General features: G+C 71.1%; 13 protein-coding genes. All 13 read right to left on the reverse strand.

Translation table 11 applies throughout. The features are described 5' to 3' along the window. Nucleotides 1-126: 126 nt before the first annotated feature. The 13 genes from NVS89_RS04550 to NVS89_RS04610 all read right to left on the reverse strand — a co-directional run bounded on the left by NVS89_RS04550 (nt 127) and on the right by NVS89_RS04610 (nt 14907). Nucleotides 127-1578, reverse strand: a complete 1452-nt coding sequence (locus NVS89_RS04550) for a gamma-aminobutyraldehyde dehydrogenase (protein ID WP_258731300.1) — start codon at nt 1576-1578, stop codon at nt 127-129. 11 nt (nt 1579-1589) lie between these two features. After that, on the reverse strand, nt 1590-2390 hold the full coding sequence (locus tag NVS89_RS04555) for an ABC transporter permease (protein WP_258731301.1): 801 nt from the start codon (nt 2388-2390) through the stop codon (nt 1590-1592). Nucleotides 2391-2423: 33 nt separating this feature from the next. Next, nucleotides 2424-3371, reverse strand: a complete 948-nt coding sequence (locus NVS89_RS04560) for an ABC transporter permease (protein ID WP_258731302.1) — start codon at nt 3369-3371, stop codon at nt 2424-2426. Between the two features lie 26 nt (nt 3372-3397). Further along, complete coding sequence (locus NVS89_RS04565; RefSeq protein ID WP_258731303.1) at nt 3398-4441, reverse strand: ABC transporter ATP-binding protein; 1044 nt, start codon at nt 4439-4441, stop codon at nt 3398-3400. Between the two features lie 150 nt (nt 4442-4591). Then, the gene (locus tag NVS89_RS04570; RefSeq protein ID WP_258731304.1) at nt 4592-5767 is read right to left on the reverse strand and encodes an ABC transporter substrate-binding protein; all 1176 of its coding nucleotides are present in this window, start codon (nt 5765-5767) and stop codon (nt 4592-4594) included. 140 nt (nt 5768-5907) lie between these two features. Then, the gene (locus NVS89_RS04575; protein ID WP_258731305.1) at nt 5908-6819 is read right to left on the reverse strand and encodes a LysR family transcriptional regulator; all 912 of its coding nucleotides are present in this window, start codon (nt 6817-6819) and stop codon (nt 5908-5910) included. 99 nt (nt 6820-6918) lie between these two features. Continuing rightward, nucleotides 6919-8145 (reverse strand): NAD(P)/FAD-dependent oxidoreductase, encoded by a 1227-nt coding sequence (locus tag NVS89_RS04580; protein WP_258731306.1) that lies wholly within the window; start codon nt 8143-8145, stop codon nt 6919-6921. Then, nucleotides 8142-8873 (reverse strand): lysophospholipid acyltransferase family protein, encoded by a 732-nt coding sequence (locus NVS89_RS04585; protein ID WP_258731307.1) that lies wholly within the window; start codon nt 8871-8873, stop codon nt 8142-8144. The genes NVS89_RS04580 and NVS89_RS04585 overlap by 4 nt, the downstream gene beginning before the upstream one ends. A gap of 79 nt (nt 8874-8952) precedes the next feature. After that, on the reverse strand, nt 8953-10689 hold the full coding sequence (gene ade, locus NVS89_RS04590; RefSeq protein ID WP_258731308.1) for an adenine deaminase: 1737 nt from the start codon (nt 10687-10689) through the stop codon (nt 8953-8955). A gap of 48 nt (nt 10690-10737) precedes the next feature. Further along, nucleotides 10738-11697, reverse strand: a complete 960-nt coding sequence (locus tag NVS89_RS04595) for an aldo/keto reductase (protein WP_258731309.1) — start codon at nt 11695-11697, stop codon at nt 10738-10740. A gap of 164 nt (nt 11698-11861) precedes the next feature. Then, nucleotides 11862-12647, reverse strand: coding sequence for a DeoR/GlpR family DNA-binding transcription regulator (locus tag NVS89_RS04600; protein ID WP_258731311.1), 786 nt, complete (start codon nt 12645-12647; stop codon nt 11862-11864). A gap of 169 nt (nt 12648-12816) precedes the next feature. Next, nucleotides 12817-14289: a class I adenylate-forming enzyme family protein gene (locus tag NVS89_RS04605; protein ID WP_258731313.1), complete on the reverse strand. Its 1473-nt coding sequence runs from the start codon at nt 14287-14289 to the stop codon at nt 12817-12819. A gap of 60 nt (nt 14290-14349) precedes the next feature. Continuing rightward, entirely contained in the window at nt 14350-14907 is a 558-nt protein-coding gene (locus tag NVS89_RS04610) for a biotin transporter BioY (protein ID WP_258731314.1), read from the reverse strand. Between the last annotated feature and the right edge of the window lie 10 nt (nt 14908-14917).

The following is a 14917-nucleotide window of genomic DNA, read 5'->3' on the forward strand; positions in this document are numbered from 1 at the left end:
CACAGCAGAAGACGCCGGAAATTCCAATTTAATTATCCGTCATAATTGACCTTCCGGCATCACAAATCGGCAAGGCGTGGCGCGCCGGCCACCTTCGACCGCGCGCAGGCCGCAAAACGGCGCCGTTCAGCCATTCTTCACCATGACGTGACGCACCACCGTGTAGTCCTCCAGCGCGTAGGCGGAGAGGTCCTTGCCGTAGCCGGACTGCTTCAGCCCGCCATGGGGCATCTCGCTCACCAGCATGAAATGGCAATTCACCCAGGTGCAGCCATATTGCAGGCGCGAAGCGGTCGCCATGCCCTTGCCCACGTCCCGGGTCCACACCGAGGAGGCGAGCCCGTAGTCGCTGTCGTTGGCCCAGCCCACCGCCTCGTCGACATCGGTGAAGCGCGTCACCGAGACCACCGGCCCGAACACCTCGCGCCGCACGATCTCGTCCGACTGCAACGCCCCGGCGACCACGGTCGGCTGGTAGAAGAAGCCCTTGCCGGAGGCCGGGCTGCCGGCCGCCTTGCCGCCGGTGGCGATCTCGATGTGGTTGAGCTCGGCCGCCCGCTCGACGAAGGAGGCGACCCGCGCGCGCTGGCGCGCCGAGATCAGCGGGCCGATGTCGTTGAGCGAATCGTCCGCCTCGCCGAACTTCAGCCCCGACACGGCGGAGGCGAGGTCGGCCACCAGCTTGTCGTAGACCTTGCCGCCGGCATAGATGCGGCAGGCGGCGGTGCAGTCCTGGCCGGCATTGTAGTAGCCGAAGATCTTCACCCCCTCGACCACCGCCTCGATGTCGGCGTCGTCGAACACGATCACCGGCGCCTTGCCGCCGAGCTCGAGATGGGTGCGCTTCACCGTCTTCGCGGCGGCGGTCAACACCTTCTTGCCGGTGGCGATGTCGCCGGTCAGCGAGATCATCGCCACCTTCGGATGGTTGATCAGCGCATTGCCCACGCTCTCGCCGCGCCCCACCACCACGTTCACCACCCCCTCGGGAAAGATGTCGGCGATCAGCCTGGCCAGCTTCAGCATGGTGAGCGGGGTCTGCTCGGAAGGCTTGATGACCACCGTGTTGCCGCCCGCCAGCGCCGGGGCGAGCTTCCACGCCGCCATCATCAGCGGGTAGTTCCACGGCGCGATAGAGGCGACGACGCCGATCGGGTCGCGCCGTATCATCGAGGTATGGCCGGCCATGTACTCGCCCGCCACCATGCCGTGCTGGGTGCGCGCCGCGCCGGCGAAGAAGCGGAAGCAGTCGACCACGCCCGGCAGCTCGTCGTTCAGCACCGCGTGGCGCGGCTTGCCGCAGTTCAGCGCCTCCAGGGTCGCGAACGCCTCCGCCTCCTGCTCGATCCGGTCGGCGAGCTTGAGCAGCAGGGTGGAGCGCTCGGCCGGGGTGGTGCGCGACCAGCCCGCGAACGCCTTCTCGGCCGCGTTCACCGCCGCCTCGATCTGGTCGGGCGAAGCCTCGGGCAGCTCGATCAGCGTTTCCTCGGTCCTCGGGTTCAGCACCGTCTCGGCCGTCTCCGTGCCGGCCACGAAGTCGGAGCCGATGAGCATCTGCGTATCGGAAAGCGCGGTCATGGAGGCGTCTCCTATTTGCCTGAGCCGGCCACCGCCTCACCCTCGCGGGTCAGGTAATAGGCGGCGAGGATGGGCAGGAAGGTCACGAGGATGATCATCACCGCGACCACGTTGGTCACCGGGCGCTGGCGCGGGCGGATCAGCTCGGACAGCATCCAGATCGGCAGCGTCGACTGCTGCCCGGCGGTGAAGGTGGTCACGATCACCTCGTCGAAAGAGAGCGCGAAGGCCAGCATGCCGCCGGCCAGCAGCGCGGTGCCGATGTTCGGCAGCACGACGAGGCGGAAGGTCTGGAAGGCGTCGGCGCCGAGGTCCATCGAGGCCTCGATCAGCGAGGGCGAGAGCCGGCGCAGCCGCGCCACCGCGTTGTTGTAGACGACGACGATGCAGAAGGTGGCGTGGCCGATGACGATGGTCCAGAACGAGAACGGGATCTCCATCAGCCCGAACGCCTGGCGCAGCGCGATGCCGGTGACGATGCCCGGCAGCGCGATCGGCAGCACCAGCAGCAGCGAGATTGGCTCGCGCCCGAAGAACTTCGCCCGCGCCAGCGCCCCGGCCGCCAGCGTGCCGAGCACCAGCGCCAGCGCCGTCGCCGCCACCGCGACCTTGAGCGAGAGGCCGATCGCCGCCCAGATGTCGGCGCGGTCCCACACCACGGCGAACCATTTCAGCGTGTAGCCGGGCGGGGGAAAGGCGTAGCTGCGCTCTTCCGTGGTGAAGCAGTAGAGCAGGATGAAGATCAGCGGCACGTGCAGGAAGGCGAGCCCGCCCAGCGCCGCGGCCTTGAGGGGGAGCGAGGCGCGGGTCATCGCGCGGCGCTCCGCGTTGCGGACGGGCGAGGATCACAGCGCATCGAACGCCCCCGTGCGCCGGGCGATGGTCAGGAACAGCGCCATGACGAGGATCGGCACCAGCGAGAAGGCGGCGGCGAGCGGGATGTTCCCCGCCGTGCCCTGCAGCGTGTAGACCGCCTGCCCCAGCACCAGCGCCGAGGTGCCGATGATCTGCGGCACGATGTAGTCGCCGAGCGTCAACGAGAAGGTGAAGATCGCCCCCGCCACCACGCCGGGCATGGCGAGCGGCAGGATCACGGTGCGGAACACCAGCCCCGGCGAGGCGCCGAGGTCCCCCGCCGCCTCGATCAGGTGCGGGGGCACCCGCTCCAGCGCCGCCTGGATCGGCAGGATCATGAAGGGCAGCCAGAGATAGGTGAATGTCAGCACCATGCCGGTATAGCTGACCGAGAGCGAGGGCCCGCCGACCACCGGCAGAGCCAGCCAGGCGTCGAGCGCGCCCCCGAGCCCGAGCCGGCCGGCGAACCAGCCGATCGCGCCCTCCTTGGCGAGCAGCAGCTTCCAGCCATAGACCTTGACGAGGTAGCTCGACCACAGCGGCATCATCACCGCGAGATAGAACCCCGCCTTCACCTTCGGCCCGGCATAGCGCGCGGCGTAATAGGCGATGGGAAAGGCCAGCACCGCGCACAGCGCCGTCACCGCCGCGGCCACCAGCACGGTGCGCCGGACGATGTCGAAATTGGCGGGCCGGAACAGCTCGATCAGCGTCGCCGTGGTCGGCTCGCGCACGATCATCCCGGAGAACGGGTCGATCGAGAAGATCGACTGGGCGAGGAACACGAACAGGCTGCCGAGATAGATCAGCCCCAGCCACAGCAGCGGCGGGGTCAGCAGCAGCAGGGTGAGCAGCCGGCCGTGGCGCGTCAGCGCGTCGGAGAGGCGCCGGCCGATCCCCTCGCGCGGCGCAGGCAGGTCGAAGCCGGCGGGGTTCATGGCTCCAGGGCTCGTGGCGCCAAAGCTCATGGCTCGCCCTCCATCGGCTGCAGCGCACCCGCCGGCACGGCGAGCCGCACCGCCTGCCCGAGCGCGACCGTGCCCGCCCCGGCCGGCACCGCGACGACGAGGGCGAGCCCGCGCGCGTCACGCACCGCCACCCGGCGCACCGGGCCCTGATAGGAGACGTCGGTAACGCTCGCCTCGACCACGCCCGTCCCCTCGGGCGCCGGCGCGCCGGGGGCGAGCAGCACGATCTTCTCCGGCCGCAGGCTCGAGACCCGCGCCGCCCCGCCCAGCGCCGCCGCCTGCGCCGGCTCCAGCACGTTGGCCGAGCCGACGAAGCCGGCGACGAAGCGGGTCGCCGGGCGCTCATAGACCTCCTCGGGCGGGCCGACCTGCACGATCCGTCCCTCGTTGAACACCGCCACCCGGTCGGCCATGGAGAGCGCCTCGCCCTGGTCGTGGGTGACGAACACGAAGGTGAGGCCGAGCGCGCGCTGCAGCCCCTTCAGCTCGCTCTGCATCTCCTCGCGCAGCTTGAGGTCGAGCGCGCCGAGCGGCTCGTCGAGCAGCAGCACCTTGGGCCGCACCACCAGCGCGCGGGCGAGCGCGACCCGCTGGCGCTGGCCGCCGGAGAGCTGCGCCGGCCGGCGCGTCTCCATGCCCGCCAGCTTGACGAGGGCCAGCGCCTCGCGCGCCAGCCGCGCCCTCTCGGCGCGGGCAACGCCGCGCACGCGCAGGCCATAGGCGACGTTGTCGCCGACCGAGAGGTGCGGGAACAGCGCGTAGTCCTGGAACACGGTATTGACCGCCCGCCGGTAGGGCGGCAGGCCCTCCACCGTCTCGCCGAAGATCTCGATATGGCCGGCATCGGGCTGCTCGAAGCCGGCGATCAGCCTCAGGCAGGTCGTCTTGCCCGAGCCGGAAGGGCCGAGCATGGCGAAGAACTCGCCCGGCGCGATCGACAGGTCCACCCCGTCCACCGCCCGGATCGCCCCGAAATGGCGCGCCACGCCCTGGAAGCGGACGGCGGGGGTGGCGGGGACGGTGTCGAGCGTGGCGTGCATGGGCGGGACGGCTTTCTGCGGGCGGCGGGCCGCGCCGCGGACGGCGCCCAACCGGACGGCCCTCGTGACGCGGCGCCGGACGGGATGGCGCGCGGATATCTTCCGGCGGGACGGGCGGCGGCGCGGCCACCCGTCAGGCAGGGGCTGGCCTCAGCGCCCGCCCAGCACGGCGATGTAGTCCGACACCCAGCGGTAATAGGGCACGCAGCCCGCCTCCTGGGTCGGGCACTTCGCCACCGGCGTGCGCCAGAAGTGGATCTTCTCGAAATCGTCCATGCCGTTGGTCTTGCACCCCTCGGCGCCGAGCAGCTCGTTGCCCTTGCAGGCGGCGGGGACCGAGGGCACCGAGCCGAACCAGGAGGCGAGGTCGCCCTGCACCTTGGGATCGAGCGAGTGCTGCATCCACTTATAGGCGCAGTTCGGGTGCGGGGCGTCGACATGCATCATGGTGGTGTCGGCCCACCCCGTCGCGCCCTCCTCGGGAATGGTGGAGGCGACGGGCTGCTTCTGGCTGATCAGCAGGTTCACCTGGAACGGCCAGGAGGAGGAGGCGACGACGCCCTCATTGGTGAAGTCGTCGACCTGGATCATGGCGTCGTGCCAGTAGCGCTGGACGATCTTGCGCTGCCCGCGCAGCAGGTCGAGCGCCGCCTTGTACTGCTCCTCGTTGAGCTCGTACGGGTCCTTGATGCCGAGCTCGGGCTTGTGCGCCATCAGGTAGAGCGCAGCGTCGGCGATGTAGATCGGCCCGTCGAAGGCCTGCACCCGGCCCTTGTTGGACTTGCCGTCCGGCAGGGTCTGCTCCTCGAACACCACGCTCCAGCTCTTGGGCGCCGCGCCCTTGAAGGCCTCGGTGTTGTACATCAGCACGTTGGAGCCCCACTGGTAGGGCACGCCGTAATGCACCCCGTCCACCGTGTGCCAGGGCGCGTTCTGCAGGCGCTCGTCGACGCTGGACCAGCTCGGAATCAGCTTGGTGTTGATCGGCGCCACCCGCTTGCCGGCGATGAGGCGCAGCGAGGCGTCGCCGCTCGCGGTCACGAGGTCGAAGCCGCCCTCGTTCATCAGCGCCACCATCTCGTCCGAGGTGCCGGCGGTCTTCACATTGACCTTGCAGCCGGTGTCCTTCTCGAAGCTGGAGACCCAGTCATAGGCCTTGTCGGTCTCGCCGCGCTCGATGTAGCCGGGCCAGGCGACGATATCGACCTGCCCCTCGCCCTTGCCGAGCTCGGTCATCTCGGCGGCGAGGACGGGCTGGACGATGAGCGACGCGCAGGCGGCGAGCGCCGGCAGATGCAGATAACGGGTGACACGCGACGTCGGCATGATCGGATTCCCTCTGTCTGCGGGCGCTAGCGGCCCCTTTGGAAGCGAGTGTGCCGCTGCGTCGGCTGCTTCGCCACACCAAAGAAAAGAACGCAGCCATCGGAAAATCCGATGGAAAGGGGCCGGATCGCTCCCTCCCCTTACCTGCCCCGCGCGCCATGCCGCGTGGCGGCGACCGAGACGAAGCCGGCCGCGGCGGGCGAGAGCGGCGAGCCGCGCCGCCAGGCGGTCGCCACCTCCACCGCCGGCACCTCGTCGACCAGCGCCCGCGCCTCGATCTTGTCGCCCTCCAGCGACCAGGGGCGATAGGTGAGGTCCGGCAGCACCGCGACCCCCGCCCCGGTCGCCACCAGCGAGCGCACCGCCTCCACCGAGCGGGTGCGGAAGGCGACCGGCGGGCGGATGCCGAGCCGGCGCCACACCACCTGCGAGGCCTCGGCGATCTCGTCGATGGTCAGCAGCACATGCGGCTCGCCGGCGAGGTCGGTCAGGCTCACCCGCTCCTCGGCGAGCGCGCGGTGGCCGAGCGGCATCCACACCCGATAGGGCGAGACCTCGACCGATTCGGTGTGCAGCGCCGCGGAGCGCCGGCCCGGCGGCAGCACCATCACCGCCACATCCAGTTCGCCGCCCACCAGCAGGTGCTCCAGATAGTCCGCCGCGTCCTCCACCGCCTCCACCGCGATGCCGGGAAAGGCGCGGGAGAAGCGCGCCAGCAGGTCGGCATAGACATAGCCCGCCACCAGCGGCGTCACCCCGACCGACAGCCGCCCCTCCGGCGCGCTCGCCTGCGGCCCGGCGAGCGAGCGGCGCGCATCGGCCACGTCGCCGAGGATCTTGCGGGCGTGGCGCAGGAAATGGTGGCCCTTCAGCGTCAGGTCGGCCCCGCGCGCATGGCGCTCCAGCAGCCGGAAGCCGAGGTCGAGCTCCAGCTCGCGCAGCGCCTCGGTCACTGTCGACTGCGAGATGGAAAGCGTATGCGCGGCCGAGGACACCGAGCCGTTCTCGGCCACGGCGACGAAATACTGGAGCTGGCGCAGCGAGAAGGCCATCGGCGAAACCGAAGGGTGACGGAGCTGCCACTATGCCGCCTCGCCCGCGCCGCGCCAAGCGGCTCGCGGGGCGCCAGGCCGCGTCCCCTCGCCCCTCGCCTACCGCGCGAGCAGGCTCTTCAGCTCGAAGCTCTCGTCGGCCGCTTCCTCGGGCGTCAGGCTCGGCCTTCCCGCCAGCAGGCGGCGCCCGAGCATGTGGTCGGCCGCCCGGTTCACGCTCTCGATCGCGGTCAGGCGCCGCTCGTGGAAGCGGAACACCGAGAAGCGCCGGCTCGCCGGGTCGCCGCGCAGCACCGCCATGTCGGTCGGCCCGGAAAGGCCGACGATCTGCAGCTTCAGATCCGCCTGGTCGCTCCAGAACCACGGCACGGCGCAGTAATGCACCGCCTTGCCGGTGAGCCGGGCGGCGATGCAGCGCGCCTGGTCGACCGCGTTCTGCACCGATTCCAGCCGCGCCATCGCCCCCGCATGCACGCTCGGATAGGCCACCGCGTCGCCGAGCGCGGAGATGTCGGGGTCGGCGGTCGAGAGTTCCTCGTCGACCACGATGCCGTTGGCGACCTCGAGCCCCGCCTCGGCGGCGAGCTCGACATTGGGCGTCACGCCGATGCCGACCAGAACGAGGTCGGCCGGGTGCGCCTGCCCGTCCGTCGCCTCGACATGGGTGACGCGCCCGCCCTCGCCGCCCAGCCCGACCACGCCGGCACCGAGCCGCAGCTTGGTGCCCATCGCCTCATGGGCCTCGGCGAAGAAAGCCGACATCTGCGGCGAGACGGCGCGCGCCAGCGGCCGTGCGGCCGCCTCCAGCACCGTCACCTCATGGCCGAGGGCGCGGGCGACGGCGGCGAATTCGAGCCCGATGAAGCCGGCGCCGACCACCACCACGTGGCGCGCCCCGGCGAGCCCCGCCTTCAGCGCGTCGGCCTCCGCCCGGGTGCGCAGGTAAAACACGCCGCCGAGCTCGCGCCCGGGCACCGGCAGCGGCCGGTTGCGCGCGCCGGTGGCGAGCACGAGATGGGCATAGGGCAGGCTCGCCCCACCCTCCAGCAGCAGAAGCCGCTCCTCGCGGTCGATTCCGACGGCGCGCGCCTCGACCCGCGTGATCGCGTGGTCGGCATAGAAGGCGGCGGGGCGCAGCTCGAGCTGCTCGATCCCCGCCTCGCCCTTTAGATAGGCCTTGGAGAGCGGCGGGCGCTGATAGGGCAGGCCCGGCTCGTCGCCGACCAGCGTCACCGGCCCGGTAAATCCCATCTCGCGCAGCGAGGCGGCGAGCTGGAAGCCGCCCTGCCCCGCGCCGACGATCACGATGCCCGCATCCTCGCTCATCGTGCTCCCTCCTCGCCGCGCGCCTGCGCCACCAGCCGGTCGCGCTCGGCATAGATGGCCTGCGTGACCCGGGAGAGGAACTCCTCGTCCTTCAGCCCGGGCGGGATCGGCGGCAGGAACGAGACGGTGATCTCACCCGGCCGGATCGCGAAGCTGCGCGCCGGCCAGAACATGCCGGCATTGTTCACCATCGGCACCACCGGCAGCCCGAGCGCCTTGTAGAGCAGCACCACGCCGCGCTGGAACGCCGCGCGCTCGTCCACCGCCCGGCGCGTGCCCTCCGGGAAGATCAGCAGGCTGCGCCCTTCGGCGCTCGCCGCGCGGCCCTCGCGGAACATCTTCTTCATCGCCGCCCCGCCCGCCGCCCGGTCGATGGCGATCATCGGCGAGACCTTGAGGAACCAGCCGAACACCGGGATCCGGTAGAGCTCCTCCTTGAGCACGATGGCGACGTCCGGCACCAGCGCGGCGGCGGCGATGGTCTCGAAGGCGGACTGGTGGTTGGCGACGTAGAGCGCCGGCCCGTCCGGCCGGTTCTCCTCGCCGATGGTGCGGTAGCCGAGGCCGACCAGCCGCAGGATCGCCGTCACCCCGCCGACCCAGAAGCGCGAGAAGCGCCGGATCGCCTTCGGCTCGCGCCGCAGCGCGTACCAGGGAATGGACGGCGCCAGCAGCACCGTCCACAGGACCAGCAGCACGAGAAAGGCGGAGGAGCGCAGGCGGGACATCGGCGGACGCGGGACCTCGAACGTATGACGGGCGCGGTCTAGCAGATCGCGCCCGCCGGCGGGAGGGCCGGTCGGCGCCTCACCCCTGCGCCCCTTCCGGCGCCGCCGTCTCGACCAGCGCGAACGTGTCGACGTCGAACATGCCGAAATCGGTGATCTTCAGGTGCGGGATCACCGGCAGCGGCAGGAAGGCGACCTGCAGGAACGGCTCGGGCAGCACCACGCCGAGCGCCTTCGCCGCCGCCCGCAGCGGGATCAGTCCGGCATGCACCTCCTCGAACGAGGTCGTCGCCATCAACCCCGCCACCGGCAGGGCGAGTTCGGCCGTGACGGCGCCGTCATTGGCGACCACGAAGCCGCCCTTCAGCTCGATCAGCCGGTTCACCGCCACCGCCATGTCGAGTTCGTCGGCGCCGACCACGCAGATATTGTGGCTGTCATGGCCGACCGAGGAGGCGATGGCGCCGCGCTTCATGCCGAAGCCGTGCACGAAGCCGCGCCCGATGTTGCGGTTCTTGCCGTGGCGGGCGACCACGCACACCTTCACCGCGTCCTTGGCGAGGTCGACCTGCTTCTCGCCGTCCACCACCGGCAGGTCGAGCGTCACGTCCTCGGTGATGATGCGCCCGGGCACGACGCCCATCACCCGGGTCGCGCTCTCGCTCGCGGGAATGCGGAAATCGTCCGGCTCGACCTTCTCGGCCTTCATCGAGGAAAGGCCCACCGGCTCGACCGTGCCGCGCTCGGCGAACAGCTCGGCCGTCACCGGCCGCCCGGCCGAGATCACCTGGCGCACGGTGCAGCTCTCGAGGTTCTCCAGCAGCACGATGTCGGCCCGCCGGCCGGGCGCGATCAGCCCGCGGTCCTTCAGCCCGAACGCGTTCGCCGCCGACCAGCTCGCCACCCGGTAGACATGGTGCAGCGGCGCGCCGTGGCGGATCGCCTCGCGGATCATGTAGTCGAGATGGCCCTCCTCGGCAATGTCGAGCGGGTTGCGGTCGTCGGTGCAGAAGGCGAGGAAGGCGGAGGTGTCGGCGGTGATGAGCGGGATCAGCGCGTGCAGGTCCTTGGAGACCGAGCCCTCGCGGATCAGCACCGTCATGCCCTTCATCAGCTTCTCGCGCGCCTCGGCGAGCGCGGTCGCCTCGTGCTCGGTGCGGATGCCGGCGGCGATGTAGCCGTTGAGGTCGCGCCCCTTCAGCAGCGGGCAGTGCCCGTCAATGTGCCCGTCCGAGAAGGCGGAGAGCTTGGCGAGGCACCCCTCGTCCTTGAACAGCACGCCGGGGAAGTTCATGAACTCGGCGAGCCCGATCCCGCTCGGATGGCCGCGCAGCGCGATGAGGTCGGCGGCGGTCAGCTCCGCCCCGGCGGTCTCGAACGCGGTCGCCGGCACGCAGGAGGAGAGCTGCACCCGAAGGTCCATCAGCGTGTGCTCGGCGCAGCGCTGGAAGTAGCGAATGCCCTCGACTCCCAGCACGTTGGCGATCTCGTGCGGATCGCAGATCGCCGTCGTCACCCCGCGCGGCAGCACGCAGCGGTCGAACTCGAGCGGCGTCACCAGCGAGGATTCGACGTGCAGATGGGTGTCGATGAAGCCCGGCACCGCGAACAGCCCGGTTCCGTCGATCTGCCGCGCGCCCTCGTAGCTGTCATAAGTGCCGACGATGCGGTCGCCGACGATGGCGATGTCGGTCTGGGTGATGGTGCCGGTGATGACGTCGAGCAGCCGCACCCCCTTGATCACCAGGTCGGCGGGCACCACCCCGCGTCCGGCGTCGATGAAATGGCCGATCTCGGCGGGCGTCAGCGTGCTCATCGGCTCATCTCCTCTCGCCTCGTTTTTGTCGGGCCCGGGCCGGGCCGATCATGCCTTCCAGGCGCTCGCGGCGTCGAGCTTGGCGATCTCGCCGGAGGTCAGGTTCAGCTCGGCCGCCGCCAGCAATTCGCCGAGCTGCTCGACCTTCGAGGCGCTGGCGATCGGGGCGGTGATGCTCGGGCGGGCGATGATCCAGGCCAGCGCCACGCTGGTCGGGCTCGCCTGATGCGCCGCCGCCACCTCGTCGAGCGCGGCGAGGATCGCCCGGCCCTTGTCGTTGAGATATTTGTCGACCGCGCCCCTGCCGCGCGGGCTCTTGCCGGCATCCGCGGGCGCGCGGTACTTGCCGGTCAGGAAGCCGGCGGCGAGCGAGAAATAGGTGATCACACCCAGCGAGTTGCGGCTGCACAGCGGCTCCAGCTCGGCCTCGTAGCCGGCGCGCTCGCACAGGTTATATTCCGGCTGCAGCGTCTCGTAGCGCGGCAGCTTCTCGCGCGCGGCCACCGCCAGCGCCTCGAACAGCCGCGAGGCGGAGAGGTTGGAGGCGCCGATCACCCGCACCTTGCCGGCCTGGATCAGCTCCTCATAGGCGCCCAGCACCTCCTCGAACGGCGTGTCCGGGTCGTCCCAGTGCGACTGGTAGAGGTCGATATAGTCGGTCTGAAGCCGGCTCAGCGACGCCTCGACCGCGCTTTTTATGTAGTCCGGCTTCAGGCACACCTTGCCGCGCCCCATGTCGGCGCCGACCTTGGTGGCGATGACGAGGCTGGCGCGATTGCCGCGCGCCTTCATCCACCTGCCGATCACGGCCTCGGATTCGCCGCCCTGGTGGCCGTCCACCCAGCGCGAATAGACGTCCGCGGTGTCGATGAAGTTGAACCCCGCCTCGACCAGCGCGTCGAGCAGGCGGAACGAGGTCGCCTCGTCCGCAGTCCAGCCGAACACGTTGCCGCCGAAGCACAGCGGGGGGACGAGGATATCGGAGCGGCCGAGCCGTCGCAGTGCCATGTGCGTTCCTCCTGCTTCGCGGGGGCGCCAGTCTAGGCCAGCCGGCGCCGGCTGCTAACCACCCCAGTGTTGTACCTTCGCCGGATCACGCCACGACGAAACCGCCACCGGACGAAGACCTTACGAAGGGTCATCGCGGCGCGGGCGCGCCCGTCGGCCCGGCGCTAGAAATCCTCCTCCTCGCGCCGGCCGACCTCGATCAGCTCCACCGAATGGCGCGCGCAGACCTCGCGCAGCGCCGGCGAGGCCACCTGGTCGGTGACGAAGATGTCGACCTCCTCCATCGCCCCGATCCGCACCGGCGCGGAGCGCTCCAGCTTCGAATGGTCGGCGACCAGGATCACCTGGCGGGCATTGTCGATGATGGCGCGCGCCACCTGCACCTCGCGGTAGTCGAAGTCGAGCAGCGTGCCGTCCTCCTCGATGGCGGAGGCGCCGATCACCGCGTAGTCGACCCGGAACTGGCGCACGAAGTCCACCGCCACCGAGCCGATCACCGCCCCGTCGGCGCGGCGCACCGGGCCGCCGGCCATGATCAGCTCGATCTTCGGGTGGCGGTAGAGCTCGACCGCGACGTTCAGGTTGTTGGTCACCACGAGAAGGTCCTCGTGCCCGCCCAGCGCGCGGGCGACCTCCTCCGTGGTGGTGCCGATATTGATGAAAAGCGAGGCCCGGTTGGGCACGATGCCCGCCGCCGCCTCGGCGATCGCCCGCTTGGCGCCCTGGGCGAGGGCGCGGCGCGCCTCATAGGCGAGGTTCTCCACCCCGGAGGTGACCATCGCCCCGCCATGCACGCGCGACATCAGCCGGCGCGCGCACAGATCGTTCAGGTCCTTGCGGATGGTCTGCGGCGACACCTCGAAGCGGGCGGCGAGATCCTCCACGCTCACCCGTCCCTGCGCGCGGGCCAGCATCACGATGTCCTGCTGGCGTGAGGAAATGGTGTTCATGGATCGAGGCCCGCTCCCGGTGCGGGTCGGCGCGGCGCGCCGACGCGAGGTCGCGCGAACGGATTCGCGCGGTGAGGATCGCGCCGATCCTGCACCATGGCGCGCGCGCCGGGCAAACGCGCAGCCGGCGTAGCCGGCCATACGCCCGCCTTCCCGCCGGCGGCGGCGCTCATGCGGCCGGCCCCGCGGCGTCCCGTTCCTCGGCGAGCAGGCGCTCGGCGAGGCGCTGCAGCGCGGGCAGGTCGGCCTTGCCGCCGGAGGTGCGCGGCCAGCGCGCGACGAGGAGGAAGCGGCGCGGGATCTTGTAGGCGGCGAGCCGGCTCTTCAGCGCCGCGCGCAGCGCCGGCTCGTCGGCCCGCGCGGCCCCGTCGCGGCGGCGCAGCACCGCCACCAGTCGCACCCCGCGCAGCGGGTCGGAAAGGCCGAACACCGCCGCTTCCTCGATGCCTTCGAGCGCCATCAGCGCGGCCTCGATCTCCTCGGGATAGACGTTCTGCCCGGCGGTCACCAGCATCCGCTTCTCGCGCCCGGCGAGGAACAGGTAGCCCTGCGCGTCGAGCCACCCGCGGTCGCCGACGGTGAGGAACGCGCCCGCGCGGCGCGTCTCGGTGCCGCCGCCGCTGGCATAGGCGTCGAACAGCATCGGGCTCGCCACCCAGATGGTGCCGGTCTCGCCGGCCGGCAGGTCGCGGCCCTCGCCGTCGCGGATGCGGATCTCCACCCCGCCGGCGGCCCGCCCGACCGAGCCCTCCGGCACCGGCTCGTCCGGGTGGCCGATGGTCACGAAGCTCATCTCCGAAGCGCCGTAGAACTCGAAGATCCGCGCATTGGGAAACAGCGCCCGGGTGCCCGCGCGCATCGCCTCGTGCCATTTGGCGCCGCTGATCATCAGCGCGCGCACGCCCTCGAAGCGCGCGCCCTCGGCCATGCGCACCAGCATCTGGAGCTGGGTCGGTGTGGCGTAGAGCGCGGTGACGCCATGACGCGTCATCAGCGCGAACAGCCGCTCCGGGTTGAACTGGCGGCTCATCACCGCCGGCGCGCCGACATGCAGCGCATGGACGACGCCGTAGAGGTGCAGCGAGGCGGCGAGCCCGCCCGGCGCCAGCACCACGTCGTCCGGTCCGAGCCCGAACTCGGCCTCGCTGACCGCGAAGCTGTCGATCCAGGAGCGGTGATTGCGCCGGTAGCCCTTGGGCGTGCCGGTCGTGCCCGAGGTGAAGCCGACATAGAACGGCGCGAGCGGCGACGGTGGCGGGGGAAAGGGTGCCGCGGGCACGTCGGGCGCGGCCTCGAGCGTCAGCGCCGGCGCCAGCGCCGCCTCGATCGCGGCGCGCCCGGAAGGCGGCCAGGCCGGGTCGTAGACCAGCGCCTGCCGGCCCGACACCGCGCAGGCGAGGAACAGCTCCACCAGCGCCGGGCCATTGTCGAGCGCGAGCGCGATCCCCGCCCCGGGCGGCGTGCGCCCGGTGAGCCAGGCGGCGAGGCCGCCGACCCGCGCGGCGAGCTCCGCCTGGCTGCGCCGCTCATCGTCGCAGACCAGCGCCGGCGCGTGCGGATCGGCCGCCGCCAGCGCCGGTAGCGTCTGCGCGATGGTCGCGGCGGCCACCGGCACGGCCTTCACGCGGCCACGTCGATGCACGCACGCATGACCCGTTCACGCATGGCGCGCTCACACATGGCGCACTCAGACATGGCGCACTCACACATGGCGCGAGAGGAGCGCGTCCGGCATGCCGCGCGCCACGGTCTGGGCGATCAGCGCCACCAGCACCGCCTTGATGGCGTCGCCGGGAATGAAGATGAGGCAGGCCTTGGTGGCGTCGGCCAGCGACAGCCCGGCCTTCAGCGACAGGCCGACGATGCCGAAGGCGTATTCCACGACGATGCCGCCGACTACCGAGGCGATCAGCGCCGAGGCCAGCACCGACTGCCGGCGCATCGCCTGCATCAGCCAGCCGGTGACGAAGGCCGCCGCCACCCAGCCGACGATGAAGCCGACCGAGGGGGTGAAGAACACGCCGAGCCCGCCGCGCCCGCCCGCCAGCAGCGGCGCGCCGAGCGCCACCACGAACAGCAGCAGCACGATCGACAGCGCCCCGCGCCAGGCGCCCAGCATCACCCCGGCCAGCATCGCGCCCATGCTCTGGGCGGTGATCGGCACGCCGCCGGCAAACGGGAGGTCGAACTTCGGCAGCAGGCCGAGCACGGCGAAGATCGCGGCATAGAGCGCGATCTGGACAAGAGAACGATCCTTCATCGGCGGTTCC

The sequence above is a fragment of the Ancylobacter mangrovi genome (assembly GCF_024752355.1).
Taxonomy (GTDB): domain Bacteria; phylum Pseudomonadota; class Alphaproteobacteria; order Rhizobiales; family Xanthobacteraceae; genus Ancylobacter; species Ancylobacter mangrovi.